Annotated in this window: 19 protein-coding genes and 1 pseudogene; 8 read left to right on the forward strand and 12 right to left on the reverse strand. The window is 66.3% G+C overall.

From position 1 onward, the window contains the following. Positions 1-6: 6 nt before the first annotated feature. Positions 7-615, reverse strand: coding sequence for a hypothetical protein (locus tag DTA22_RS02195; RefSeq protein WP_112298365.1), 609 nt, complete (start codon positions 613-615; stop codon positions 7-9). A 75-nt stretch (positions 616-690) separates the two neighbouring features. Between DTA22_RS02195 and DTA22_RS36000 the strand changes: the two genes are divergently transcribed. Continuing rightward, positions 691-849 (forward strand): hypothetical protein, encoded by a 159-nt coding sequence (locus DTA22_RS36000; protein ID WP_160118482.1) that lies wholly within the window; start codon positions 691-693, stop codon positions 847-849. Positions 850-1985: 1136 nt separating this feature from the next. Next, positions 1986-3491 (forward strand): sensor domain-containing diguanylate cyclase, encoded by a 1506-nt coding sequence (locus DTA22_RS02200; protein WP_112298366.1) that lies wholly within the window; start codon positions 1986-1988, stop codon positions 3489-3491. Positions 3492-3665: 174 nt separating this feature from the next. Here DTA22_RS02200 and DTA22_RS02205 read toward each other — a convergent pair whose 3' ends face one another. Together DTA22_RS02205 and DTA22_RS02210 are read right to left on the reverse strand one after the other, a co-directional pair. Then, the gene (locus tag DTA22_RS02205) at positions 3666-4061 is read right to left on the reverse strand and encodes an SRPBCC family protein (protein ID WP_037231839.1); all 396 of its coding nucleotides are present in this window, start codon (positions 4059-4061) and stop codon (positions 3666-3668) included. Positions 4062-4300: 239 nt separating this feature from the next. Then, complete coding sequence (locus DTA22_RS02210; protein WP_037231836.1) at positions 4301-4594, reverse strand: hypothetical protein; 294 nt, start codon at positions 4592-4594, stop codon at positions 4301-4303. A gap of 314 nt (positions 4595-4908) precedes the next feature. Between DTA22_RS02210 and DTA22_RS02220 the strand changes: the two genes are divergently transcribed. Both DTA22_RS02220 and DTA22_RS37050 read left to right on the forward strand, forming a co-directional pair. Further along, positions 4909-5478: a hypothetical protein gene (locus DTA22_RS02220; RefSeq protein ID WP_245973237.1), complete on the forward strand. Its 570-nt coding sequence runs from the start codon at positions 4909-4911 to the stop codon at positions 5476-5478. Positions 5479-5904: 426 nt separating this feature from the next. Continuing rightward, positions 5905-6153, forward strand: coding sequence for a hypothetical protein (locus DTA22_RS37050; protein ID WP_322789928.1), 249 nt, complete (start codon positions 5905-5907; stop codon positions 6151-6153). A 74-nt stretch (positions 6154-6227) separates the two neighbouring features. On the opposite strand, the gene DTA22_RS02230 is transcribed toward DTA22_RS37050, so the two are convergent. Both DTA22_RS02230 and DTA22_RS02235 read right to left on the reverse strand, forming a co-directional pair. After that, the gene (locus DTA22_RS02230; RefSeq protein WP_112298368.1) at positions 6228-10034 is read right to left on the reverse strand and encodes an Ig-like domain-containing protein; all 3807 of its coding nucleotides are present in this window, start codon (positions 10032-10034) and stop codon (positions 6228-6230) included. Between the two features lie 181 nt (positions 10035-10215). Continuing rightward, on the reverse strand, positions 10216-12468 hold the full coding sequence (locus tag DTA22_RS02235) for a helix-turn-helix transcriptional regulator (protein WP_255309384.1): 2253 nt from the start codon (positions 12466-12468) through the stop codon (positions 10216-10218). Between the two features lie 2 nt (positions 12469-12470). Between DTA22_RS02235 and DTA22_RS02240 the strand changes: the two genes are divergently transcribed. Further along, positions 12471-13702, forward strand: a protein-coding gene (locus DTA22_RS02240; protein ID WP_095864784.1) for an IS3 family transposase whose coding sequence is annotated in 2 segments (ribosomal slippage) — positions 12471-12789 and positions 12789-13702 — 1233 coding nt in all. Because the reading frame shifts where the segments join, the coding sequence is not laid out codon by codon here. A gap of 93 nt (positions 13703-13795) precedes the next feature. On the opposite strand, the pseudogene DTA22_RS02245 reads toward DTA22_RS02240, so the two are convergent. From DTA22_RS02245 to DTA22_RS02275, 7 genes and pseudogenes are all read right to left on the reverse strand, one after another. Beyond that, positions 13796-14101 (reverse strand): annotated as a pseudogene (locus tag DTA22_RS02245) (AAA family ATPase); the annotation flags it as partial. 110 nt (positions 14102-14211) lie between these two features. Then, positions 14212-15966, reverse strand: coding sequence for an MOSC and FAD-binding oxidoreductase domain-containing protein (locus DTA22_RS02250; protein WP_112298369.1), 1755 nt, complete (start codon positions 15964-15966; stop codon positions 14212-14214). A 142-nt stretch (positions 15967-16108) separates the two neighbouring features. Next, complete coding sequence (locus DTA22_RS02255; protein ID WP_112298370.1) at positions 16109-17434, reverse strand: MFS transporter; 1326 nt, start codon at positions 17432-17434, stop codon at positions 16109-16111. A gap of 106 nt (positions 17435-17540) precedes the next feature. Then, on the reverse strand, positions 17541-18776 hold the full coding sequence (locus DTA22_RS02260) for an alpha/beta hydrolase (RefSeq protein WP_112298371.1): 1236 nt from the start codon (positions 18774-18776) through the stop codon (positions 17541-17543). Then, the gene (locus tag DTA22_RS02265) at positions 18773-19018 is read right to left on the reverse strand and encodes a hypothetical protein (protein WP_112298372.1); all 246 of its coding nucleotides are present in this window, start codon (positions 19016-19018) and stop codon (positions 18773-18775) included. The genes DTA22_RS02260 and DTA22_RS02265 overlap by 4 nt, the downstream gene beginning before the upstream one ends. Beyond that, the gene (locus DTA22_RS02270) at positions 19015-19659 is read right to left on the reverse strand and encodes a VOC family protein (RefSeq protein WP_112298848.1); all 645 of its coding nucleotides are present in this window, start codon (positions 19657-19659) and stop codon (positions 19015-19017) included. The genes DTA22_RS02265 and DTA22_RS02270 overlap by 4 nt, the downstream gene beginning before the upstream one ends. 23 nt (positions 19660-19682) lie before the next feature. Further along, complete coding sequence (locus DTA22_RS02275; protein WP_037231830.1) at positions 19683-20441, reverse strand: maleate cis-trans isomerase family protein; 759 nt, start codon at positions 20439-20441, stop codon at positions 19683-19685. Positions 20442-20697: 256 nt separating this feature from the next. Here DTA22_RS02275 and DTA22_RS02280 point away from each other — a divergent pair, with 256 nt between their 5' ends. The 3 genes from DTA22_RS02280 to DTA22_RS02290 are packed head-to-tail and all read left to right on the forward strand — an operon-like array spanning position 20698 to position 26877. Next, positions 20698-22800, forward strand: coding sequence for a hydantoinase/oxoprolinase family protein (locus tag DTA22_RS02280; RefSeq protein WP_112298373.1), 2103 nt, complete (start codon positions 20698-20700; stop codon positions 22798-22800). Positions 22801-22811: 11 nt separating this feature from the next. Next, entirely contained in the window at positions 22812-25136 is a 2325-nt protein-coding gene (locus tag DTA22_RS02285) for a hydantoinase B/oxoprolinase family protein (protein WP_112298374.1), read from the forward strand. Between the two features lie 43 nt (positions 25137-25179). After that, entirely contained in the window at positions 25180-26877 is a 1698-nt protein-coding gene (locus DTA22_RS02290; protein WP_112298375.1) for a (2,3-dihydroxybenzoyl)adenylate synthase, read from the forward strand. Positions 26878-26991: the final 114 nt, after the last annotated feature.

Genomic DNA, 26991 nt, shown 5'->3' on the forward strand with positions numbered 1-26991 from the left:
CGCTGATCACTTCCGGGTGCGTCGTCGTACGGGTACGGAATCGGTCGTCGCCTTCGCGCGCGTCCTGCGGGCCCTGGCTCGGGCCAGATCGTCTTCTTCGTCGTCGTTGTTCGTCGACGACCGGGACCGTGACCGGGTGGGCCGGGAACTACCGCTGCTCGAGGTGCGGCGGCGTGGGGCCGGACGCTTGCGGGCGCGGGGCGCCTCCTCCTCGGCTTCGTCCTCCTCGGCGGTCTCGTCCTCCGTGTACTCGTCGTCGTAGTCGTCCTCGGGCTCCTCTTGACTCTTGCGCTTGGACCTCTTCCCGCCCGCGGCCTCGTCGCCACCCGATTGCAACCGGGAGTTGAGCGAGTCGATGCGGTGACTGGCCGCGGTGACCGCGGCCGTCTTCGCCGCGTTCATCAACTCCTTGCGGACCGTCTCGCCGAGCTTGGCGACCTCGGGCGAGTCCGCGAGCAACTTGCGGCCCTCGTTGAGAAGACCCAACGATCCGCCGGAGGATAATTGTCTGGATGCCCCACCGGCGGCCAGCATCAACGCCAACTTCATCTTCTTCGTACGGCCCAGCATGTACCCGGCACCCACGGCCAACGCCATCTGCCCCTTGCCTGTCATCGCCCAACCCCTTCGTCGAGTAGATGTGGTGCACCTCGGCGCCGGCGTCGGCGAAAAGGGTGGGGGCCGTGGTCGGTGGGTGGTGCCTTCGTTCCCGCCGACTACCCCGCGTCGGCGACGCTCAATCTGAGCGAAGCCCTCGAGTTCCGGGAGGGTGGAGGCGAACTCGTCGTCGTGTTCGGCGAGCAGTTCGTTCGTCACGGCGTCCCGATCGGACAGGACCGCACCGAATGACCGCGGGGTCTGCCGGCCTTCCTGGTTACCCGCGTAGCGCAGTTGTCTGCGGGTACCCGCTGAGTACGCTGCCCGCGCCGCGAAGGCGGACCGGGCAGCCAGCCCCGCTCCGGCCGCCGAACCCCTTCGGCCGGGCGGGGCGCCCCGCCGCGGCGGGGCGAGGTCGAGTGCGCGGCCCCCACCTCCGCAACCTCGTGGATCACGCAAATACACACGAGAAACAAAGGCGCCGAGTAATTCTAAGTCACCCCGCTGCGCAATCGATTGCCCAGAACATTATGGGCGGTTGTTAATTTCCAGAACGCTATGGGTGGTTGTTAATTTCATTATGTGAGAAATTCGGGTTTTTTGCGAAACATTCCTCGACCCCAAGCGCGATAGGCACCGTAAGCGGGGGATCGACGATCCCGTGGATTCATCACCACGAGAGGAGTGAATTCTGATGGGCATCGGCCTGAGCTGACCGACGGAGCAAATCCAGGACAGCGGTGGCCCGGCTCACCTGGGGGCAGCCGGTCCACCGCGCTGATCAGCACGATCACCGGCTAGTTCGCCGCCAACCCCTACCGCCATCCTCGGCCGTGAAGTGATCTCGGCCTACCGGTTCCCGGTCGGCAGGCGGCCGCGCAGTCGAGTCGATATCGTCACCCCGAAATTGGGGAGGCTAACCCGGAATAACTTTCGTGAAGCGCGGTTCGAGAATGTGGATCTCCGCGAGATAAGCGCGGCTCGAGGATGAGGGGCGCTTCGCAGTATGTGCGAATGATTTTGCCGACACGGATATCCGAGAGTCCCGTGTCTGCATTTCATCACCGCGCACGGGAGTGACGGGTTTCGGAAATTCCCGGCGCAGCATGTGCAACGGGCACACCCCACGGAGGCGGCGCGGATGAACACCGGATACGGCGTCTTCATCAGCATCATCGGCCAGTGCGGCTTGCCCAAAACCACGCCCCGCACGCCAGTGAATCGGCAGGGGCCCCGGCGTGGGGCATCGGGACCGTGGAGATCTCCGCCTGGGCGTGTCACCGCCGCCGATGCCGCGACCCGGGAACCTTCTCGTGAAACGAATGCGGTAGCCGTTGCGACATAGCTATTCACTGAAAGGCATTGTCTGAGAATGAAACCGACCAGTCGTGACTGAATTATTCGAACCGTACCGGGTGCCGGAGGGCGCCGCACAATCCGAGTTCCCCGAAGAGGTGACCCGATCCGAGACGGGATCGTTCCCGGGCGCGGCGACGTCGGCGCAGCTGGTCGCCGCACTGGAATGCGCGCCCGCCCCGATGGCGCTGTGGGAGTTCGGTTCGGGCCGTCTCCGCTATCTGAACCCGGCCGCGGCCGCCCTGGTGGGGTTCCCGGACGGCGGCGAGGTGTCCGCGCGCAGGGCCGCCGACGTCTGCACCGCCAGCGCGGTAACGCAGGCACCGGAGGTCTCGGCCGCCCTGACCGGACGGGGTCGGTGGTGCGGGCCGACGGAGTTGCGGAATTTGCGCACCGGGGCACCGATCCCGTTGGTCCTGTCGGTCTTCGTCACCGAACGCGACGAAAACGGGCACCCGCTGCTGATCGGGGTGATCGGCCGGGAGCCGTCCGCCTCCGGCGAGCAGGACCAATCGCTGCTCGCCGCCCTGGCGGCGGCCGACCAGCGGTGCCGGGAACAACAGGTACTCGCCGAGCTGAGCCGGCTGGCGGTCACCGCCGACCTCGACACTCTCCTGACCGCCGCGACCGCTGAGGTCACCGCACTGCTGGGGACGCGGTGCGCGGCGGTGGCCCGGGTGCCGGACACCGGCGGGGCGGCCCTGACGGTGCTTGGTTACCACGGACCCGGGCCGCGCCCGAGCACCGTCGCCGCCGGCCGCGGTTCGCTGACCGGGTACACGGCCACCGAGACGGCGGTAGTGTGCTGCCCGGACCGCGCCCGCGAGCGACGGTTCGCGACCGCGGACATGGCCGCGCACGGGCTGGGCGGCGGCATCGGCGTGCCGATCGGGCACGACCCGATCTGGGGGGTGCTGACCGCATACGGCATACGTCCGCGCCCCACCCGGGAATGCGAGGTGGCCCTCCTGTGCGCGGTGGCCGCGGTGCTGTCCACCGCGATCGACCGCATCGAGGCGGAGGAGCGATTGCGGCACCGGAGCCTGCACGACCCGCTCACCGGGTTACCCAACCGCACCCTGGCCCTGGAGCGTCTCAATTCCGCCCTCGACCAGGCGGCCCGCACCGGCGGCCGGGTGGCGGTGTTGGTGATCGACCTGGACAACTTCCGACACCTCAACGCCCGATTGGGGCACGCCGGCGGCGACGCCGCCCTGATCCGACTCGCCGACCGCCTACGGTCCGTGGTCCGGCCCACCGACACCGTGGCGCGCCTGGGCGGCGACGAATTCCTGATCCTGTGCCCGGCCGTCACCGGCCCCGCGGACGTGATCAGGATCGCCGACCGAATCGCCACCGTGGACCCGCACCCGGGTGACGGACCGATCACCGCGAGTATCGGTATCGCCGTCACCGGTGCCAACGTCTCCCCGCACGAGCTGATTCATCACGCCGACCGGGCGATGTACCGGGCCAAGGCCACCGGGCCCGGCCGCTACGCACTGCACCATCCCGATACCCACGGAACGGGCCGCTGAACCGCGGGCACACAACGCGAGAACTCGGGGACAAGCGTGGTCGGGCTACCGCACTACACCCGGGCTCACGGGTCGCGTAGAGCTGGGTGGCTGGGCCATATGCCAATTCTTCCCTGGTTGGCCGCGAGCCACGCCAAATCGCGCATGCCGCTCAGCTACTGCCGTGGGATGTCCCTATTCGAACGCGCGTCGACAGCGGTCGATCATGTCCTCGGCACGGCGTTGGAAATCGGTCACCTCCACCCCGTCGAGTAGTTCGCCGAGGACGTCGAGCTCGGTGAGCCACCAGCCCATCTCTTCGATTCCGTCTTGACGGCGGGGGCACTGGTGGCTGAACCGCAGAACCGACCGGGAGTGCCCGTCGCCGGTGATGTCCCACCGCAGCACGCTCTCCCCGCAGGCGTACTCGAGCAGGCTGGGCGGCCGGGCACGGCACGCCATGCCCGTGTCTCCGCACTCGGGATGCAGCAGGCGGAGCACCCGCCACACCTCGTCACAGTCGTGGTGCAAACGGCGCTCCAGATGCAGCCGGTAGCGCCCGTTCTCGTCGACAGTGACGATATCGGTCATCGGCGGACATCCTCCGGCGCCCCGACCTTCGGATCAACGTGGTCTTTCGCGACGCGTACCCCGGTACGCGGGCGCGCAACCGACACATCCCCACCGCCCACGATGCGCTCGGAGTGTCGCTACATGGCACGAGCCGGTCACGGCGTGAGCGAATTCCCGCTGGTCAGGCCCGATGGTGTACCGAGGTGGGCGCTGAGTGCGACTGCCAACACCCCCCGAACGTATGCACTCCGCTCACGTCAGGGATGAAACCCGCCGCCGAGACCGCGGGGCACGAGTTCGAACCACGCGCTCGCTCCGCCGCGCACATGCGGATCCGGGTAGCACAGGGCGAGGCCCTGCGCATCGAACGCAGTAAACCACTCCTGCCAGGAAATGTGCTCGAGCGCGCCAGTGCGGACCCCGGCAAAGTCGATATGCAGAGCGCCTACGGCGTCGGTGGTCGCCGCCGTTCGTGCCGGTGCGCCGTGGTGCGCCTGAATCCAACCGCGGATCTCGTCGTGATCGGTGGTGATGTGCCGGTGTGAGGTCATCGGATTGGTCCTGGTCGGGAGCAGCTGTGTGACGCTCGGCGGTCTCACGAGGGCCCTTCTCCGGTTCCCCTACCGGCTACTACGCGTGCCCTGCAGCTGTTTGAGGTGATCGTGCAAACCCATCTCGACGAGCAGGCACCCACTCGGCTCGGCTACGAGCGGTTCCTCATCGTCGGCGACCGCGCCGCCGCCTGCCTGCTGGACGACGAGAACGCGGCCCGCTTGCCGACCTATGCATACTGGCCGCCGGCTTCTACTACGGCGTCAAGTTCATCCGCGACAGGCCCAACTACCTGCTCGCACTGGAGTGGCTGGTGATCGGGGCGTCCGGCGCCAACGTAGTCCTGTTGGCCGCCACGGGAGTCTCGCACTCGAGCCTCAGCTATCACCTGATGGTGTTCTTCGACGCGTTCTCGCGTTCGTTCGGCATGACGCTGATCATCGTGCTCGGGATGTTGGCGGTGACCCACGGATACCGTCCTTCGTGGATGGTCGATGCCGGTGCGGTCGCAGCGGCGGTTGGGGTGGGAATGAACCGCGCACTCGATGTGCGTCCCGTCGAGCTGGGGTGGGCGATCTTCTACCTCGTACTCAATCTCGCTGTCGCCCTGTTCATGCTCGCAGTCGCTGCTCGCCTGTGGCGGATCGGCGAACGACGAATCGCGGTATGGGTGTTCGTGGCGACGGTACTCGGGGCGTTCGTGGCCGTGATCTACGACTTCTTCCCCATCCCCGGTGATGATGTGGATCACACGCTGTTCTACATCCTGGCGATGTCGGTTTGGACACTCATGCTCGTGACCTACTACCACGGCTACCGCGCGCTCGAGATTTCCGAGCGAGCCGCCGCCAGTGACAGGTTCAACGCACTCAGTCCACAGTGATCAGGCGCTGGACGAACTCACCAGTCGGCGTGCAGTAGTCCTCTCAGGTGGGACCAACTTGCACCAGGAACCGGGCGACGCAGCGGACCAGCCGGTGCACGTTGACGTCCGGTCCCCGAGGAACATGACCTGCTCGGATTCGACTATTACCCGGGTAGCGCGTGCTATGGGATACACGCTCTGACAGTCAAGACGAGCACAGTGACCTGCCAAATTCCGATGGCCCACCTTCGACAATAAGGTCGACGAAATCCTATGAATTCTCGCGAGTACAGCCGATGGCGCCACAGCCGCCGTGCCGCCTGGGACGAAGCCGACCGCAAACGCGCCCACCCTGACATCGAAGCAGAGCGCCTCATCGAATTCGCTTGCAAGTGGGCACCATACGGGGGCGCTACCGCGGAGGAAATCCTCGTAACTTTCGGAATGACTAGACCGCGTTTCATCGAGCGATTGTGGCAAGTCATCCCCAAATCGAACTGCGCCCAAGACCAGATCCACAACTTGGCGCGCGTATACCCGCCACACCTCGGAATTCCCTACCCGGTCCTGAACCGTGGCCGGCAGCGCGGTCAACGGTTGGGCGGTCGCCAGTACAGCCCGGAAGGCTTCGGCCAGGGCACCGGCGCTGCGGTTCCGCTGGACGACTATGGATTCGGTTCCGACTACCGCTAGTCGCGTCCGACGAATCGGCCCCCGCTCCCGCTAGGGATCGGGGGTCGTTCGCGTCATCCAGCGTGTCGGTTCGGTCAGGTGAGCACAGCGGGAGGTGCGCCGCCCGGTGCGCCGGTGACGGCGTACACGGCGCCGTCGGCGTAGTCGGTGACGTACAGCGTTCCGCCGGTGTCCGGATCGGGATCGACGAGCAGGAATCGGTAGGGTCCGTACGTCCCGGAGGTCGAGCCGTCCGGGTCGGTGACGAAGGTCCCGAGGACGGCGTATGTCGAGGTGTCGATCACCGAGACGGTCCGGCCGTCCGCGCCGGAGACATACAGCAGATCGCCGTCCGCGCTGATCGCCACGTCTTGTGCTCCCTCGGGCAGCCGGACCGTCGCGAGCTGGGTCCCGTAGGTGGTGCTGGACGTGTCGACGTCGATCACCGCGACGACCTCGTATCCGCCCGTCACGCGCCAGGTCCGTCCTGTGCGGTCGACGATGAAATGTCCGTTGGAGTAGCCGCCGCTGGCGAGCTCCACCGTGCTGACGTGGTAGGTGGCATAGGCTCGGGTGCCGTCCGCGTTGACAGCGACACTGCTGGTGACATCAGTGAACTCGCTGCTCGAGCGGGTGAGGTCCCACACCGGCCCGACTCCCAGGGTGCTGATCGCCGTCATGGATTCGGTGTCGATCACGGTAACGGACGCGCCGCTCGTGCCGTACAGGCGACGGTCCTCGCCGACGGCCATATCGGTGAAGTATCCGAGGGGCTGGGAGGTGATCACGTCGTTCGTGGCGGTGTCGACGACCGACACCGTGCCGTCCTCACCGCTGGCGTAGAGGCGCGTCCCGTCGGGGCTGACGGCCAACTCCTGCGCCAGGGAATAGCCCTGGAAGTCAGGGGAGATGGGCAGCCAGATCGTGTCGACGACGGTGCCGGTCGTCGTATCGATCACCGAGACAGTGCCGGAATAGGGGCTGTTGACATACACCCACGTGCGGGCGGCCGCGATGTTCGACGACGCCCAGTCGACCTCGATCGGCGCACCGACGACCGTGTTGGTCTCGGGGTCGATCACCCGGACGAAGCCCTCTTCGCTGACGACATAGATTCGGTCCTCGGCGATCACCGCGCCGGTCGGACCGCTTCCCACCGTGATGGCGGTCGACTCGACCTCGACGACATCCGGAACCTGCGTCGGCGAGACCGAAACGGTGACAACGATGTTCGTCACTGTGTGGCCGTCGGCGAGGGCAATGGTGAACTGGTCGGCGTCCTCGCCCGGTGATTGCAGGGCGAGGTCGCGGGCGGCGGTGGTCGGGGTGTAGGTGAAAGTCGAGCCGTCGGAGAGGACCGATCCGGACCCGGGGGCGGTGTTCGTGAAGGTCACCGGGTCGCCATCGGGGTCTTTGGGGTCGACGAGGGTGACGACGACCGCGCCGTCGGACGCCCGAGGTGTGCCGGCCGTCCAGATCGCTGTGGGCGCGGAGTTCACGTATGTGAGCGTCAGGGCACGTACCCGCCCGTCGCTCGCATCGGTGACGAGCATCCGGGAACCATCGGCACTCAGCGCGATGGAGTGGTCGCCGGACTCGGCGGGCGAGTCGATGGAGAGGGTGGACACGACGGTGTTGGTGCGCGTGTCGATGACGGTGAGGGTGTCCGGATTGGAGACGACATAGGCTGCGCTTCCGTCGGGCGTGACGCGCACGGCCGTCGGCTGGGAACCGACGGCGACGGTGGCGACGACGGTATTGGTGGCGGTGTCGATCACCGAGACGGTGTTGCTGGCGCGGTTGGTGACGTACGCGCGAGTGCCGGCAGGGTTGACGGCCACGGCGTTGGGTGTGGTGCCGGTCTTGACGGTCGCGACGACCGTGTTGGTGGCGGTGTTGATCACCGAGACGGTGTTGCTGCTGCGGTTGGTGACGTACGCGCGAGTGCCGGCAGGGTTGACGGCCACGGCGTTGGGTGTGGTGCCGGTCTTGACGGTCGCGACGACCGTGTTGGTGGCGGTATCGATCACCGACACGTTGCCGCTGCCGCTGTTGGTGACGTACGCGCGAGTGCCGGCAGGGTTGACGGCCACGGCGCTGGGTGTGGTGCCGGTCTTGACGGTGGCAACGACCGTGTTGGTGGCGGTATCGATCACCGACACGTTGCCGCTGCCGCTGTTGGTGACGTACACCCGGGTCCCGGTGGGGTTGGCTGCGACGCCGGTCGGCGAGGTGCCGACGGGCACCGAGCCGATGACGGCGTTTCCTGCGTCGAGTACGGAAATGCTCTTCGAACCCTGATTTGCCACATAGGTTCTGGTACCTGCGAACGCCGCACCGGACGGGTTGGACCCGACAGTGGTGGACTGCGCGACCTGGATCCGTGCCGCAGACACCGGCACCTGCACGGTCACCGGGTTGCTGGACTGCCCGGAGGTCACGGTGACGGTGAACGAGTCGTAATCGGCGCTCGGGTTCAGCGCGGCCGCCTGGCGCGTTACCTGGGTTGGGGTGTAGGTGAAACCGCCGGTAGCGTCGACGGTGACCGTTCCGCGGCTCGGCGGTCCGGTGACCGTGTAACCGAGTTGGGTTCCAGGCGAATTGATCGAGCCGAGAACCGAACCGGTGCTGCGGTCGGGCACACCGACGATCGGCCCGGCAGTGGCTGCAGAGCTCGTGCCGGTGGATGCGGTGCTCGCGGCGGCGAACGATTCGATCGGCTCGCCGGTCGTGACGGGGGCGGCAGCCAGGGCTCGGCTCGCATCGGCGGTGATTACCTTTTCCTGTCGACGGCACCATGCCGCGGCCAACGCCCAGAACGTGGGCGACTCGATCGGTACGGTTGGGTCATTCGACAGGAACGGACGTAGCCCGAGGGCTCCGAGCACCTTCGACACGACGCTGGATGCGACGTCCACCGCCGGGGTGGGGAGAGACGGGGCCAATGCCTGCGTCCCGACGTGCGGTGCATCGGCGCGGGTGTCGGATACCCGGCGCGTCAGGGCTGTCGTGCCGTCGGTCGTGGTGATCGCGGGAGCCGTCGCCGTCGCCGGAACTGCGTCCGGAATCGCTGCCGGCGCGGCCGGGGCGGGTCCGCGCGCTGCCGGGTCCTCCGCCGTGGCGGCCGGGTCTGGTGCCGTGCGCGAGCTGCCCGTCGCCGGGGCGGTCGGGGGGTTCGGCGCAACGGCGCTACCCGCAGATGCGCGGTCGTGACCCTGTGCCGGTGTCGAAGACGCGTACGAATCCGATGACTCGGTGACTGCTCCGGCCGGGGGCCGGTCGGCCGGTGCGATCGCGGCACCGGACTCGTTGATCGTGGCCTGTGCCGTGTTGGCAGAACTCGATCCGACCTGCTCGGACTCGTCTGCTGTCGTGCCGGAATCCGGAATGCCACCGCCGTTCGCCGTCGACGAGCTGTCGGGTGTCGTGGGGTCGGATGCCGTGGCGGTGTCGGGGGTCGTCGCGCCGGACCCGTTCGTGTCGTCGTTCGAGGTGGCGGACGTGGAGTCGGTGCCCGTGGTGGAGTGGGTATCGGTGCCGGAGGTGGATTGTGAATCCGTGCCGGAGGTGGATTGCGAATCCGTGGTCGAGTCGCCTGTCGTGGACGATCCGGATCTGCCGCTCGACGAGTCCGAGTCGGTGCGCGATGCGCCGGAGGACGTCCTGTCCGACGAGGTCCCGTCCGTGGATCGGTCCGTGGATCGGTCCGTGGATCGGTCCGTGGATCGGTCCGTGGAGCTCCGGTCGGACGATGTCTGGTCGGAGGAGTCAGGACTCGACGACGTGGACGAGTCGCCGACGGACGGTGCTGCCACCGCGATGCCGGCCGGGGCGACCGCAAGCCCTATGCCCACTGCCACCGCCAGCTCGCCGAGATGCTTGAGGTGCTTGTCGTTATTCATGGGTTACTCCTCGATGAGGACGCTCGAACTGCAGTCCGGACGCACCATCCGGGGCTGGGCTGGCTTATCGCCTCGAAGCGCTTCTCAAGTTTCATGGGACAGCAATGATCGTCACGCTCAGTCGCGGATCTGAACCGCGTAGTCGACTACGCGATTTTCTGGTTACTGCGGCGACGCGCGATCAGCGCAGTCTGGCGTGGTAGCGGTGGCCTTCGACTGTGCGGATGGAGACTCCGAGGCGTTCGGCGATCTCTTTGTTGGTGAAGCCCTGGGAGACGAGGGCGACAATTTCGCGCTGCCGTCTCGTGAGTGGGGTGGTTTCGCCGGCTTGGCGCAGTGCGGGGGTGTTGAGTCCGCGGTGGGTGCCTGCCAGCGTCCTGGCACGTTCGATGGCTGTCAGTGCGGAACCATGATGTTGCTGTTCGCGGAAGAGAGTTCCGGCTTGGGCGGAGGCATCGGTCGCTGCGACGATGTCACCGATTTCTTCGTACCGCCGTGAGGCCTCGGCAAGTTTTTCGCCGTCAACGCTGGTCAGACCGTTGGCATGCAGTGCAACGGCGTGGACCCGTGGCCCGTCGACGAGGCCGGTGAGCTCGTTCAGCCGGTGCGCTGTGGTGTGATCGCCGAATTGCGATGCGGCTTGCAGACACAGGAGTTCTTGGCCGAAGTGGCCGCGATCGGCCGCGATCGCGGCCGCCTTCCGGGCGAGGCGGATTGCCTCGGCGATCATCTGCTGGGCGGCCGCAGCCCATGCTTTGGCGAGGGTGCACGCTGATCGGAGGAAGCCGTAGGGATTCAGCGTGTCGAGATCGCGCACCAGCTCCGCTGCGCGTTTCCCGTCCCCGCGATGCGATAACGCGAGAATCAGGTAAACCCGGCAGCTGACGACAGCTGATCTGTCGTACGTGGTGGTACGGAATTCGCGATCCGCCCTGTTCAGAACCTCGAGCGCAGCGTTCAGATGGCCTTGGGAGAGGTCAACGTAGCTGTGGAGCAATGAGACGAACAAACCTATGGTTCCGGGAGTGTTCGCGGCATACTCGACAAACTGGGTCATGACTTGTTCCGCGGCCTGAAGGTACCCCGCGATGAACATTGCTTCGATGTGGAAGTAGACGATCCCGTACTCCAGCGCGGACGCATCACTAGAGGTTGCGACTAAGGCGGAGGCCCGCTTGGTCAACGGAAAAACCTTGGCGGCATTTCCTGAGTAACCGTGGGCAATGACCAGGGCGCATGAGGTGAGCACGAATGCCATATCGCTCGGCGCAGTCTGAAAGACCACGTTTCCTGCGGCGATCGCGTGGTCGGGTCGGCCTTGCACCGACTCGAGGAGTGCTTCGAATGCGGCTAGCTCGGACGATTTGTGGTTATAGGGCGCTACCTTGGCGATTGCCAGTTCTTGCCTCGCCCGTTCGGGATCGCCGAGGCTCCAGCAGAGGGTGCCGACTCGCATAACGGACAGTCGCCGTTGCTCCTCGAGCGTTAGCGCGTTCTGATCGAGCGCCTCGAGCAGGGTGAATGCATCCTGTGCCCGACCGACGTTATTGAGCACCCAGTAGTGCAGCATCGCGCCTTGAAAGCCGCTGTCAGATATATGTCCGGCGTCCGCGAAGCGAAGGGCGAGGGGAGCATCGTGGAGTCGTAGTGCGGTGGCGGTGGCGGCGAGGTAGAGCCCCAGGTCGGGCGGCAGGTCGGATTCGAGTCTCAGCAATGCGCGTCGCAACAAAGCTGCGGGTGTTGGATCAGCGCGGGTGGAAAGAGCGGTTGCGAGACGACCGCGCAGGCGGCGCAGTTGTAGGAGGTTGCCAGTGCTGCGACGGACTTCACCGTAGAGAGGGTGGCTGAGGCGGACGGCGATATCGCCGTTTTCTCTGGTCATGTCGATGAGGCCGCGGGAATGCACTTCCTTGACCGCGTGCGGACTGGTGAGGGCTTCCAACACCGTGCCGTCTATGGGTTCGCCAATCGCGAGGTAGTCGAGGACTTCTGCCGTGTCATCGGTCAGCGAACCAAGCTGGCCGGTAATGAGTTTGGCGAGGGTGGGTGAGACGACGGGTTCACCGCTCCACCGCCAGGTGCCGACGTCGCTCACGAGCCGTCCGGCGTCGCGTTCCTGGCAAACGAGATGCCGCAGGAACAGCACGTTGCCGCGGGTCAGGTTCCACAGTTCGGCCGCCGTTGCGGGGGCGACGGGCCCAGCGAGCGCTTGCGAAAGCAAGCGTTCAGTGTCGTTCTTGCGCAGGGGATCTAAATCGATCCGGTTGAGGAACCCGTCTTTCCAGAGGGTGGTGATGGTGTCGGGGGCCGGTTCTGTGCTGCGCAGGGTGAGCACGACCTTGGCAAGGCCGCGCTGCACGAGTTGTTGGGCGTTCCCCCCTGAGTGAGGACATCGTGAACACTGGATCGTGAAGGTCCAGAGGAAGAGATTCACTGATGGTCATGAAGGCGTACTCGGCGGAGTTCAAGGCCGATGCAGTCGCGTTGTACCTGTCCGATCCGAGCCACACGTTCGAGGGCATCGGCAACGACCTGGGAGTCAGCCGCGAGACCCTGCGCAACTGGGTGCGGGCCGAACGCAAACGCACCGGTACCTCCACGGCCGAGCTCCGGTCCGGTGGGGCGGAGCGGGCGGTATCGCCGGGCGAGGTATCGTCCGAGTCCGTGTTGGAGGAAGAGAACAGGCAGCTCAAGGCCCAAATCCGGAAGCTCGAAACCGAGCGGGAGATCCTGCGGAGGGCCGCGAAATATTTCGCGGGCGAGACGTCTTGGTGAGCAGCCACTTCCAATTCGTTGATGACCACTGCGACACCTTTCCGGTGAAGTGGCTGTGCCAGATTCTCGAGGTCTCCCGCTCGGGTTTCTACCGGTGGCGGGCCTCCGCGCCGGCCCGGGCGGCCCGCGCCCACTCTGATCAGGAGCTGGCGGCGCGGATCCGCGCCATCCATGCCGATTCCGACGGCACCTACGGTGCCCCGCGGGTGACCGCTGAACTGCGCGATGCCGGGATCGAGGTCAATCACAAGCGGGTCGAGCGGGTGATGCGTGAGCACGGGATCGTCGGGGTGCATCTGCGCAAACCGGTCCGCACCACTATCCCAGCCCCGGATGCGGCGGCGGTTCCGGACCTGATCCGGCGGGATTTCACCGCGAGCGCCCCGAACACCAAGTACGTCGGCGACGTCACCTACCTCCCGGTGGGTGACGGTGAATTTCTGTATCTGGCGACGGTGATGGACCTGGGCTCGCGCCGGTTGGCGGGCTGGTCGATCGCTGATCACATGCGTACCGAGTTGGTCACCGACGCGCTGCGGGCGGCGGCCGCCGTGCGCGGCGCCACCGGTCTCGATGGGTCAATTTTCCACTCCGACAACGGGTCTCAGTATGCATCGGCCGAGTTCGCCGACCTGTGTCGCGAGTTGGGGGTGACCCGGTCGCGGGGCGCAGTCGGAACGTCGGCGGACAACGCGGCCGCCGAGTCGCTGAACGCGACGTTGAAACGGGAGACGCTGCAGGGCCGGAAGCGCTGGAACAGTGCGGGTGAGGCACGCGCCGCGGTCTTCCGTTGGATCACGCGCTACAACACCAGAAGGAGGCATTCGAGCCTGGGCCAGATCTGCCCGGTCGAGTTCGAACGGCGATCGGCTACGCTGGCCACCGCCGCATAAAAATAGGTGTCCACATCTCGGGGGGAACGCCCGTTGGATGACGACGACGGACAGGTCGTCGAGCAGGTGAACGTCGTCGACGGCCACGACTACGGGCTTGTCGCCAGCAGTGAGCGCCTTGATGACGGTATGGATGACCATCATCGGGTCGGCCTGCGAGATCGGTGCCCATTGAGCAAACGCTCCCAACGGAAGAGTTCGAGCCGAGGCCGTAGCGGTGACCCACCGGACGGCGTGCCGTTTGGCAAGTACGGCGACGGCGGCACTCGCCAACCGACTCTTGCCAACACCGGCACCGCCCGCCACAAGAACCCCAGAGCCATCACCAGAGCCTTCGATAGCCGCCCAGATGCGCCGCAGTTCCTCATCCCTGCCCGTAAGCGGCCAGACACCGTCCACGACGCAATCTTAGCTACTGCGTGAATAGGCGCGGGAAATCATCGATCCGTGACGCTTTGCGTTTTCCAGCGGTAGTTGGCGCGACGGAGCCACGTAGGCCCCCTGGCTTGTCAGAGATCGAGAACGAGGTCGGTTTCGGGTTGCGAGCAGCACAAGAGGGTCGTGCCCGGGATCGGGGGTTCCAGGGGGTCCGGTCGGTATCGGACGGTCCCGGAGAGGACCGGGGTCTGGCAGGTGTGGCACACGCCGGTGCGACACGACCAGCGGGTCGGAACGTCGCATGCTTCGGCGAAATCGAGGACGGTGCTGTACTCGTCGCTCCATGGCGCGGTGAGTCCGCTGCGGGTGAACGTGATGCGCGGCCCGGTGCCGCCGGGTCCCGGGGGCTGGTGCGGCGGGGTGTGGGTGGAGTCGGTGAGTCCAGGGTTGATGGCCGGGAGTGCGCCGAACAACTCGGTGTGGATGCGGTCGGACTCCACACCGATGTGCATGAGTACCTCGCGGAGCGCGGCCATGAACGCGGTAGGACCGCACAGGTAGGTGACCACGTTGGTGGGCAGGCCCAGTGCGGCCAAGGCTTCGCGGTTGATGCGGCCGGGGACGGCCGGCGGAACCAGGTTCGCCGTCGGCCCCTGGGCGGTGTAGTAGACGTGTTCATGACCTCGGTCGACGCTGGTCAGCAACCGGTGCGCTTCGGCCGCGAAAGCATGTTCGGCGGCTGAATGGGCGATGTGCAGCCACCAGATGTCGCGCTTGCTGTGGGCTGCGGCGAGTGCATGCAGCATCGCCAGAACGGGGGTCACCCCGACGCCGGCCGAGAGCAGGAGCACGGGCGTGGTGTCATCGTGGTCTTCGGTGAGAACGAAATCGCCACGCGGAGAGGCGACGTCGACGGTGTCGCCGACGCGCAACTGCGTGTGGAGATAGGTGCTGACGAGGCCGTGGGTCTCGCGTTTGACGCTAATGCGGTACTCGTTGTCCGACGGAGCGGCGGACAGCGAATAGTTGCGCACCGGTGGTGGGTCGGCGGCACCGGCGACGCGGAGGGTGAGGTACTGGCCGGGTTTCGGCCGGGTCAGCGGGGCGTCGTCGTGTGGTGCCAGGTGGATCGACGCCACAGTTGTGCTCTCGGGAACAATCCGTGACACCCGCAGCGGTCGGAAGCCGGCCCAGCCGTCCGGTTGGGCGCCGGCGGGCGGCTCTTCGGCGCGCGTCGGGTGCTCTGCGGTGTCGAGCAGATCGCGAAACGATCGCTGCCAGCCGGGGCTGAGCGCGGGGATGTCCACTGCATTCCGGAGCTGGCCGATGTCCCGGTCGGGTAGGTAGAGCAGTGCGTCGATCGCGGCGACGCTCATGCGGTGTCGGCCGATCCGGGTGCGGATGATCTCGTCGCCTGCATGCACGTAACCTTCGGTGATAACCCGGAAGTAGAACCCGGGCCGGTGGTGGGCAACCAGCAGCGCAGGCATCTCGGGTTCACCGAGGCGCATTCCGACCCGATAACAAGTGACGCGTGGCTGAGTGACCTCGAACTCGGCGTCACCGATCCGATAGCGGTCACCGATGTGCACCTCGTCGTCGGGTAGGCCGTCGACGGTGAAGTTCTCCCCGAACTGGCCGTATTCGAGATCGTCGCGACCGAGATGACGCCGCCAGAAGTCGTAGGACTGACATTGGTAGACGAGCACGGCACGAATTTCTCCGCCGTGACCGCCGAGATCGCCTTGACCGTCGCCGTCGATGTTGAGCGTGCGGACCATGCGGGGGCCGTCGACGGGGTACTTGAAGATTCCGGTGTGGACGGTCCGGCCTTGCCAGGGCACGTCTTTCGGCATACCGACGTTGAGTGACTGCAGGCGTGCCACTGTGGTTGCCCCTTACTGTTTCGCGCGGAACAGGTAGCCGGAGGTGTCCATCGTTCGTGCCCCGGCCATCGCGATGAGCAGCTTCGTCATGTCGCAGAACATCCTATATCCGACCGTGATCTGCGCCACTCCCGGCCGACGGTCATGAAACAGCGTTCCGATCGATATCCGCGGCCGCGGAAGGACGTCGGGTCTGAGCGAATCGGTGGATCGGTGTGCGCTGAGGAACGAGCACGGTCAGGATGGCACCGACGACGGCCGGTGCGGCGAAAGCCGCCAGTTGCCAGTTGGTTCCGGTCCCGATCGCGACGAGGATGCTACCGTAGGTGGGGCCGACGATCGCCCCGATCCGACCCACACCCGAGGCCATACCCAGTCCTGTGGCACGGTTCGATGCGGGGTAGTGACTGCCGATGAACGTATTGAGAAGGATCTGGGTGCCGGTCGTGCCGACTCCGGCGAGCAACACCAACAAGTAGACGACGACCAACGGCGGAGTGGTGGTAACGAGCAGTAGTGCGATCGCGCCGCACAGAAAGAATGCTGCAGTGACGGGTTTGATCCCGTACCGGTCCGCGAGCACGGCGCCGCCGAGGGCACCCAGGGCGCCTCCGATGTTCAGGGTCAGGAGAAAAGACAGGGACGCGCCCAGCGGGTATCCGGCCGATTTCATCAGCGCGGGTAGCCAGGTCGCCACGCCGAACAACACCAGCAAACAGAGCAGCGTCATGCACCAGAACAACAGGGTCGCGAGAGTGCGGTGCATACCGAAGAGTGCGTGTAGGCCACGGTCCCGGCTGGGCGGGGTGGAAGTAGGGGCGGCGGTGCGTTCGACGCCATACCGGTCGGCAATCGCAGCCGCGGCGGCATGTTCTCCACGGAAGGCGAGGTAGGCGGGTGATTCCGGGAGGAACGCGAGCATCAGGGGCAAGAACATCAGCGCCGGCACCATGCCGGCGAGAAACATCGACCGGAAGCCGTGGGTGGGCACCAGCCACAGGGAAAGCACTCCGGCGAGTATGCCGCCGATGCAGGTGCCGACGAACCCCATGGCCACCGGACGGGCCCGGGCGCGGGGTTCGGCGAATTCGATCAGTGTGGCGGCGGCTGTGGGCATGAGGACACCGGCGCCGAGTCCGACGGCGAAGCGCCCCGCCCCGAACACCTCGGGGGTGGGTGCGATCGCGCACGCACCCATGGCTGTGGAGAACGTGACGACGGCGGCGAGGAGGGTGCGGCGGCGTCCCCACCGATCGGCAACCGCCGCGGCGAGGAGGGCTCCGACCAGCATGCCGATGCCGGTGAGCGAGCCCAGCATCCCGACGTCTGTGGCGTCGAGGTCCCAGGGGGCGTAGGTGAGCAGTGACGGAACCACTGTTCCGTACATGAGGAGGTCATAGCCCTCGAGGACGAGGGCCATCAGGCAGAGCCCGACAACGGGGGCTGCGGGTGAGATACGGGCACGCATCGGTTTCTCCGCTCGGAGGGTAGGCCCAGACCGACGACCGCGGTGACCTGCGGAAGAAGTCAGGTCACCGCGGCGCGAGGTCCGGCGTCGAGTTGTGGTCGTCTATTTACGGGAATCTGATTGCCAGCCATGCGCCGATGTCTCCGGCGGCGAGGCTGGCACCGGTGGGTGCGCCGTCGCGGATCGGTCCGCCGAAGTGGGTGCCGGCGACGCGGACGTGGGTTTTGTCCGTCGAGCCGAGTGCATCGCACATCGTCTTGGCATCGTCGGGGAAGCAGGCTTGGTCTCCGGTGAGTTCGACAAAGAGCGTCGGTGCGGTCACCGTCGGGGCGCAGCGCAGGAAGTCGGCGTTGCTGCTGAGCCCGGACCAGGTCGACAACCAGGCGTCCGGCGTGGAAAAGCGGCCGAAGCCGACGAGTCCGTAGTTGGTCAGGTCGGGTCGGCGGCCGAACAGCGACCCGTAAGGGCGTTCGTTCGGGTTCAGCGACAGATCGACGAACCGCAGGTCCGCGTCGGTGCGGTAGACGGTGAGGACGCGGGGTGCGAGGGCAGCGCGGCGATCCGCTGGATCGGCGGTGCTCGTGTACCGTCGGCGCGCGTCGGAGGCTTCGTCGATACGTTGCCGGGCGATGGTGTCGAGGCGGGCGATGCGGTCGTGCTGCGCCTGGCGGTAGCGGGTGATGAATTCCGGTGAGTAGGAGGAACTGTGGGGCGGTTCGGCGAATCCGTTGGCGGGATCGAACGGGTTCAGGTCCGAATCCGTTGAGAGCGGGTCGGACTCGTCGACGACCGACGGGTCGATCAGCCGCAGCAGCAGTGCGCCCTGACCGGGGTGCGGCGCCATGAATATCGCCGCGTCGGGCCGGGGCATCTCGGTCCCTGCGAGATCGATGGGTCTGCCCGCGGGGGTATGGGTCAGCCGCTCCCCCGACGGAAAACCGGCTTGCTGGTGGTAGAACGCGAAGAGGGTCCCGCCACCGGAATGGCCGAGGGTGACAACGTGGTCGAAACCCCTCTCCCGCAGGAATACTTGCCCGGCCGCGACATCCAGCAAGGCCTGCTCGTGCACCAGTGCGATGTCATTGTTGACCGATCGGGTGCCCTGCGTCCACACCGCGTACCCGCGGGCGAGCAGTTCGGGCACCAGCACGTGGTGAGTCAGATCCTGGCGCGGGTGCGTCAGCGCGACGACAGTGTGCGCGCCGGGCACCGTCCGCAGGACACCGGAGACCTTCGCGCCATCCGCGGTGGCGAGTTCGTGTACCGACGTGACGGTGGCGTCGGGGGCCTGCGCGGCGTCGATGTACCGTCCGGCGCCGAGCCGTTGGGTGCTCTCGCTCATTGCGGCTCGACTCGCATGGCGTCCTTGTCCCACTGTGTAATGCGGGACTGCGCCAATCCTGCGACGCTGCTGTACCAGACGGCGTGGCGGCAGCCGGTGGCGCGGCGGTCGATGACGATGGCCGAGTCGGAGACGATTCGGAAATAGGGTCCGACGTGGTCGACGGTGACCTCCGGGTTGCGACCGGCCACCTCGGCGACAGCCGTGTTCTCCGGGACGTCGAGGATGAACAGGGTCGTCATCGTGTCACCATCTCCTTCGATTCTTGCTCCTGCTGCCAGGCCGCTGCCCGTTCGGTGATCAGTTCGGCTTTGCGGGTGAGCAGCGCGGCCATGCTGGGGTCCGGGCCGGTCACGATGTCGACGAGGGCGTCGATGGTCAGGTTGGCGTCGAGGTCTTCCTGCGGGGTGACCGGGCGCAGCGCCCGGGTAATTTCGATCATGTAGCCGTTGGGGTCGTGGGTGTAGATCGACTCGATCGTCTCGTGCTGGATCTGCATCTCCACCGGCCACGAGCTGTGATCCAAGCGCCGCCGGTATTCCATCAGGTCGTCTTCGCTGTCCACGTGGATTGCCAGATGGCGGGAGCGGATGAAGAAGATCGGGACGTCCTCGGCGAACCGGGAGTAGGAGTCGCCCTGCGGGCCGCCGTCGAACGGTTCGAGGCCGAAGTAGTAGAAGAAGGCCAATCGGTCGTCGTTGCCGATATCGAAGAAGAAATGGATGAAGTCGGGGTGTTTCTCCGGGCCCCAGCCGGCCGCGCAGATCGAGTGCACCACCGGGAACCCGAGAACGTCGCGGTAGAACGTGACGGTCGCGGCGGGGTCGAATGTCGGGTAGGCGACGTGGTCGACGCCTTTGACTGTGTGTTGCAGGTCGGACATGGTGAACTCCAATGGATTCGAGGCTACTGAACAGCGGTGGCCGGAGCATCGGCACGCAGCAGACCGCCGGCTCCGGGAATGTCGACCGCAAGGTCGAGCGCCCGCAGCAGGCTGTAGGCGCCGGCGGTGGCGGCCGAGAGGACGGGCAGCCCGAACTCGTCTTCGGCCGATTGGACGAGGTCGAGTGAGGGCATCTGCACACACGCGGAAATCACCAACGCGTCGGCTCCGGCACGGTCGAGCGATCGGGCGGCGTCCATGACCCGGTGGCCCGGGATGCAGCCGACCTCCGCGTTGTCGGCGACTTCGAGGGCTCGCCAGTCCGTCACCTGAATCCCTTCGGCCTCGATGTACGCGACGACCTGTTCGGCGAGGGGACGCACGTAGGGGGTGACCAGGACGATCCGTTCGGCGTGGATGGCGTGGAGCGCTTCGACGAGTGCGCCCGCGCTCGAGCGGATCGCCGCTTCCGAACCGCCGGTGGCCAGTTGCTCGGCAATCAGCCCCTCCACCCGCTGATGCTCTCCGGGCCCCACCGACATCAGGGCGACCAGGCACGCGTAGAGGATGGCGTCTACCCCGGCATCACCGAGTTCGAGGATGCACCGCTCGCGTTGGGCGTTCATCGCCCGTAGCTGTTCCGGGGATACGGACTGCATCCGCATCCGGCTCGAATGAAACGAGAACCGCGCGTGCGCATGCCGGTTGAGCAGTGCCGGCATTTCCGTCTCGACCGTCACATTCGAACTCGGTACGACGAGTCCGATGCGATGAATGCCCATGTTGTGGCCCTTCTGCTGTGGAGTCGGACGTAGATTTACGCCTATGACGAGTATTCGACGCTGATGATGATTCGTCAAGCCCCGAGTGGCGCGGGTGTGGGTTCGTCATAACTTCCTCACATCCGTGACGGCACTCACAGTTGGCTCTTGACATGTCATCATTCACGTCGAATACTCGACACAAACGTAAGGAGTGTTCGAGGATGACCTCACACCGCCCCCTGAATTTCCCCCAGCACGAAGGAGCGCAGCTGCAATGGCATATGTGATCGGAGTGGACGTCGGTGGCACGTTCACCGACGCGGTATTGGACGACGATGCCGGCACTATTCTCGCTGCGAAGGCCCCCTCGACACCGCCGGACTACTCCCGCGGCGTGATCGATGTCCTCGAGGTCCTCGCCGGGCAATTGGGCTGCCCGATCGAGGAAATGCTGGCGAACACCCACCACATCGCACACGGCACCACGTCGTCGCTCAACGCGCTCGTCATGGGCAACGTGCCCCCGGTCGGCTTTCTCACCACCAAGGGTCACCGCGACTCCATCTACATCATGAATGTCGAGGGCCGATACCTGGGTGGCTCACCGGAGCAGTTGCAAAATGTCATGGGGCAGAGCAAATCTCATGGCCTGATACCGAAGAAGCATGCCCTGGAAGTAACCGAACGACTCGACCGCGACGGCAACGTCGTCGTCGCACTCGACGAAGAATCCGCCCGTCGAGCCATCCGCACGCTTCTCGCCGACGGCATCACCGCGATCGCGGTCTCACTGCTGTGGTCGTTCCGCAACCCGACGCATGAACAGCGCATCCGCGAGCTCGTCCACGAGATCGACCCGACAGTGTTCGTGTCCCTGTCGAGTGAGGTGAGCCCGCGCATCCGCGAATTTGCCCGCAACGCGACAACCATCATGAGCACCCAGATCGGGCCCGGGCTGCGGGACTACCTCGGTTCACTGGAGTCGAAGCTGCGGGAACGCACACTCGCCGGACCCCTGCTGGTGATGCAGAGCAACGGCGGTGCCGTCGCAGCCGCCGAGGCACCGAAGAACGCGATCAGCACCGTCGGTTCGGTGCTGACCGGTGGCGTGGTCGGTGCGGTGTCCCTCGGCAAGCAACTCGGCCACCGCAACATCATTGCCACCGACGTGGGCGGCACCACCTTCCTCGTCGGCCTCGTCGTCGACGGCGAACCCGTCCGGGCGTCCAGCACCATCATCAACCACCACCCGATCAACGTCCCCACCCTCGAGGTGCACGCCATCGGATCCGGCGGCGGCGCCATCGCCTGGGTCGACCCCGGCGGCAATCTGCAGATCGGCCCGCACAGCGCCCAGGCCGTCCCCGGCCCGGCCTGCTACGGCCAGGGCGGCACCGAACCGACCAACGCCGATGCGAATCTGGTGCTCGGAATCCTGCCCGAACGCGGACTCCTCGGCGGCCGTAAGCCGCTGGACAAGGACCTCGCACGGGATGCGATCCGCACCAGGATCGCCGAGCCCCTCGGGCTGTCGGTCGAAGACGCGGCCGCGGCGATCTACGCCGTACAGAACGCCCAGACCGGTGACCTGCTGCGCAAGACGGTGGTCGAGGCGGGACACGACCCCCGCGACTTCGTGCTCTACGCCTTCGGCGGTGCCGGCCCAGCCCACTGCGCCGCCTACGCCCGAGAGGTCGGCGTCAAGGAAGTCATCGTCCCGCTCGGGCAGGTGGCCTCGGCGTTCTCCGCCTACGGATTGGCCTCGTCCAACATCGTCCTCGCCGCTGAACTGTCCGACCCGGCCGCCATGCCGCTCGATCCTGCCCGTGCCGAGCGCAACTTCGCCCAACTCGAGTCCCAGGTTCTCGAGCAACTCAACCGGCAGGGGCTGACGTTCACCGGGGTGGAGATCGAACGCGAAATCGACATGCGTTACACCATGCAACTCGCGGAGGTAGCGACAGCGGCGCCTTCCGGCAGCCTCGACGCTGCCGGTATCCACGCTGCGTCGGATCTCTTCGAGCAGCGGTACGCCGAACTCTACGGAAAAGACAGCGGCTTCCGTGAGGCCGGAATCCAGGCCATCACCTACCGTGTGCGGGCCACCGGCCTCCTGCCGTTCTCCCCCACGCTGCCGGAGGTCAAGTCCGCGGACTCCGCCGATCCCACACCAGCACATATCGGAACCCGAAAAGTGTGCCTGGACGGCAGGATCGGCTACGTCGACACCGACGTCTACGACTACAGCCAGCTGCTCGCCGGACACGTCCTGCACGGGCCGGCCATCATCGAAGTCCCCACGACCACCGTCGTCGTTCCCCACGACACCACCGGCACCGTCGACCGCCTCGGCAACCTCACCATCGTCGCCCAGTAGGAGCACCGAAGATGACCATGCAAATCCCCGGCTCCGAAATCTTCTCGAGCCGACCCATCGATCCCGACGCACTCGCGCGATCGCTGCCCCCGACGCTGGCAGTCCACACCGTCAGCCAGGAGCACATCGACAACCTCGACCCACTGACCTACGAAGTCATCCGGCACCGGCTGTGGTCGGTCACCGACGAAATGGGCGAAGCACTCAAACGCATGTCCGGCTCCCCCATCGTCACCGACGCCAACGACTTCGACTTCGCGATCAGCGACGAAATCGGGCAGGAAGTGCAGGTCGGGCTGTACAACACCATGCTCGTCGGCGCCGTCGACCTCGCCATCTACTGGACGCTCCAGCACCGCGCGACCAACCCGGGCATCACCGAGGGCGACATGTTCCTGTGCAACGACCCCTGGGTCGGCGGCGGCCTGCACCAGAACGACGTGATCGTCTACCAACCAATCTTCCACGAGGGCAAGCTCTTCGCCTGGACCAGCGCCATCTGTCACGAACCCGACCTCGGCGGATCCGGGCTCGGCTCGTTCGACCCCTCCGCAAAGGACGTGTTCTCCGAGTCGCTGCCGACACCCCCCATCAAGGTGGTCCGCGACTACGAGCTGCAACGCGACGTCTCCGACGCCTGGGTGCGGCGCTCGCGGGTGCCGATGCTCGTCGGACTCGATCTCCGCGCGAAGATCGGCGCCAACACGGTGGGCCGCAACCGACTGCTCGCGGTGATCGAGCAGTATGGCGCCGACACCGTCAAGGCCGTGATGAAGAGGATGATGGCCGACGCCGAGGGACGTCTGCGCGGCAAGCTCACCTCGCTGCCCGACGGAACCTGGAAGGCCACCGGCTACCAGGATCAGTCACACACCGGCGACCGCGGAATCCACAAGATCACCGTGGCCATGACCAAGGCCGCCGACCACCTCACCTTCGACTTCACCGGCACCGATCCGCAGACCGGCGTCATCAACTGCACTTACGCGGGCATGCGCGGCGGAGTCATGCTCGCCCTGCTTCCGATCCTCGCCGGCGACATCCCCTGGTCCGCGGGCGGGCTGATGCGCTGCTTCGACCTGGTATCCGAAGAAGGCACGATCAACAACGCCACCTTCCCCGCCGCGGTCAGCCGCGGACCGATCGGCCCCGCCTGGCTCACCGGCACCCTGATCGCCGAATGCCTGTCGCAGATGCTCGACCGGTCGGTCGATCTCGGCACAAGCGTGCAGGCCGCGTGCTGCGGCACCTGGGACACCGCCGTGATCGCCGGTCTCGACGAACGCCCCGAACAGTCGGTGCCGTTCCTCAACATCATGATGGAGCCGATGGCCGGCGGCTACGGGGCCCGCCCCACCGCCGACGGCATGGACACCGGTGGCCTCTTCTGCATCCCGATGGGCCGCATCCCGGACACCGAAATGACCGAATTCCTCTACCCGCTGCTCACCCTGTGGCGCCGCGAGGAACCCGACTCCGGCGGACCCGGACGCCAGCGCGGTGGCGTCAGTGCCTCCATCGCCATCACCCCCTACGGCACCAGCCTGCCGATGGGCCTGGTACTGGCGTCGGCGGGCAAGGCCGTCGCCCAGAACAACGGTCTCGCAGGCGGATACCCCGGCAATACCGGCGTCGAGGTCCTCGCGCGCGGCACCGACATCGTCGAACAGTTCGCGGCCGGGCGCATCCCCGACGCCCTCGACGATCTCGGCGGCGGCCGTGAACTCGGAGCCTGCTACGCCGAGAGCTACGTGGCACCCGGTGAGGTGCTGTACATGCACTGGCAGGGCGGCGGCGGCTACGGTGATCCGTTGCTGCGCGACCCGGCCGCCGTGGCAGCCGACTTCCGCGAAGGCAAGGTCACCGAAAACGGTGCCGAGACCGTCTATGGAGTCATCCTCTCCGGCGGAGGCGCCGATGAGATCCGGACCTCGGATCGGCGGGACGAGATGCGCACGGAGCGCCGAGACCGCTCCGGCACTACTCGGTCCGATGCCCCCGTGCTCGACCTGGCGGGGGCTCGCAGACTCGACGACAACCTGGCGGAGGTCACGATCGGGGACACCCGCGCAATCGCCTGCGCCCAGTGCGGACGCCTCCTCGGAGACGACAAGACCAATGCTGCGCTGGACCTCGCCCGGTTCGAAGGTCCCTCCTCGACCGCCGGACCACAGGTGACCTCCGATCCGCGCGAGTACGTCGACGCCCCCGTCGTCTTCCGGCAGCTGTGCTGCCCCGGTTGCTGGACCGCCATCTACTCCGGCATCGTCCCCGCCGATCACCCCGATCACGCCCTGGACATCGCCCGCCTCCTCCCCGCGGTAGCGGAGCGATAATGTCGGCGAAACCTTCGATGACACTGGAACCAGGAGGGCGGCGGTGACCTTCTCGGATTGGGGCGGACGCCTCGTCACGTTCCCCGCCGACCGGGCCAGGCATTACCGCGAAAGCGGGATGTGGAGCGCCGATCCCACCGGCCGGCGACTGCACCAGATCGCCACCCGGTTCCCGGATCGAACGGCGGTGATCAGCGCGGAGGGCTCGATGAGCTTCGCCGAACTGGACCGGCGGACCGACCAGATCGCGGCCGGACTGGTCCGGCTCGGGCTCGAGCGACTCGATCCGGTCATATTCCAGCTGACCAATCGCCTGGAGACCGTCCTTGCCTGGTACGGCTGCCTCAAGGCCGGCCTGGTTCCCGTCGCGACTCTGGCCGCGCACCGCATGCACGAGATCGGGCACGTCAGCCGGAAGGTCGGCGCTGTGGGGCACATCGTCGAGGCCCGCACCGCGGGATTCGATCTCGTGGAGTTCGCACGCGAACACGCCGCCGGGCATCCCAGCATCCGGCACATCATCAGCGTCGGCGACGAGGCGGGTAAGACTCAGCCGGGCGTGACCCGACTGGAAGACATCGGCCCCGAGACCGATCCCGCCGCGGCCCGCGCCGTGGTCGAACAGATCGAAGCGCAGATCGACCCACTCGATGTCGTCGCGTTCCAGCTGTCCGGCGGTACCACCGGTGTACCCAAGGTCATTCCGCGCGTACATGCCGAATACTGGAACAACGCCCTGCTCTACGCGCGGCGGCTCGGCTGGGACGAACACAGTCGCGTGGCACACCTGATACCGATCATTCACAACGCCGGAATCTCGTGTGGGCTGCACGCAGCGCATTCCGTCGGCGCCTGCCTGGTCCTGGCCACCGCTGACGCTCCCACGGCATTCGAGTTGATAGCACGGACGGAGGCGACCGAAGTCCTCATCGGGCACGGCCACTACCAGGCAGTTCTGACCCCCGACTTCGACAAGGCCCGCGCATCTCTCCGACGGGTCGTACTGTCGGGTGCCAAAGTTCCACCCGAACTGTTCGAACGAGTCGACGACGGTGCGGGGCATTGGGCAGGCCAGCTGTTCGGCATGTCCGAAGGGCTGTTCACGGTGACTCCGCTCGACTCCTCCACGCACGCTCGCCTGACGACGGTGGGAACCCCGATCGCACCCGACGACGAAATTCGCATCCTCGAGCCGGGTACCGAGAACGAACTCCCTGACGGCGACGTCGGAGAACTGTGCTGCCGCGGCCCGTACACGATCCCCGGCTACTTCGACGCACCGGTCCACAACCAGGATGCCTTCACCTCCGACGGCTTCTACCGCACCGGCGATCTCGCCGCGATCACCGTCATCGACGGCACGCGGTACCTGTCGATCGAGGGCCGAATCAAGGACCTCATCAACAGGGGCGGAGAGAAGATCAACGCCGAGGAACTCGAACTACTCTTGCTCGAGCACCCCCGCATCGCCGACGCGGCGGTAGTCGCCATGCCCGATCCCCGACTCGGGGAGAAAACCTGCGCATATCTGGTGGCCACCGACGGAGAACCATTGTCGATGAACGCCATTCAAGACCATCTGGCGCAGCTCGGTGTCGCGAAGTTCAAGTGGCCCGAACGGCTCGAATGGGTGCCGACCTTGCCGCACACCAATGTGAACAAGATCGACAAGAAGCGGTTGCGTACCGAGATAGCCGCGACACTGCTCGCCGAAGCCGACGCACGCGGCGCGGTCGTGTAGATAACCCCGTCGACCGGTTCTGTTGAAGATCAACACCTTCGGGGCATGTCCACACGGGCATGCCCCGAAGTCGATCACTCGCCACACGACCTCGGCTGCACGCATCACATTGAC

Source organism: Rhodococcus wratislaviensis (assembly GCF_900455735.1).
Lineage (GTDB): Bacteria > Actinomycetota > Actinomycetes > Mycobacteriales > Mycobacteriaceae > Rhodococcus_F > Rhodococcus_F wratislaviensis.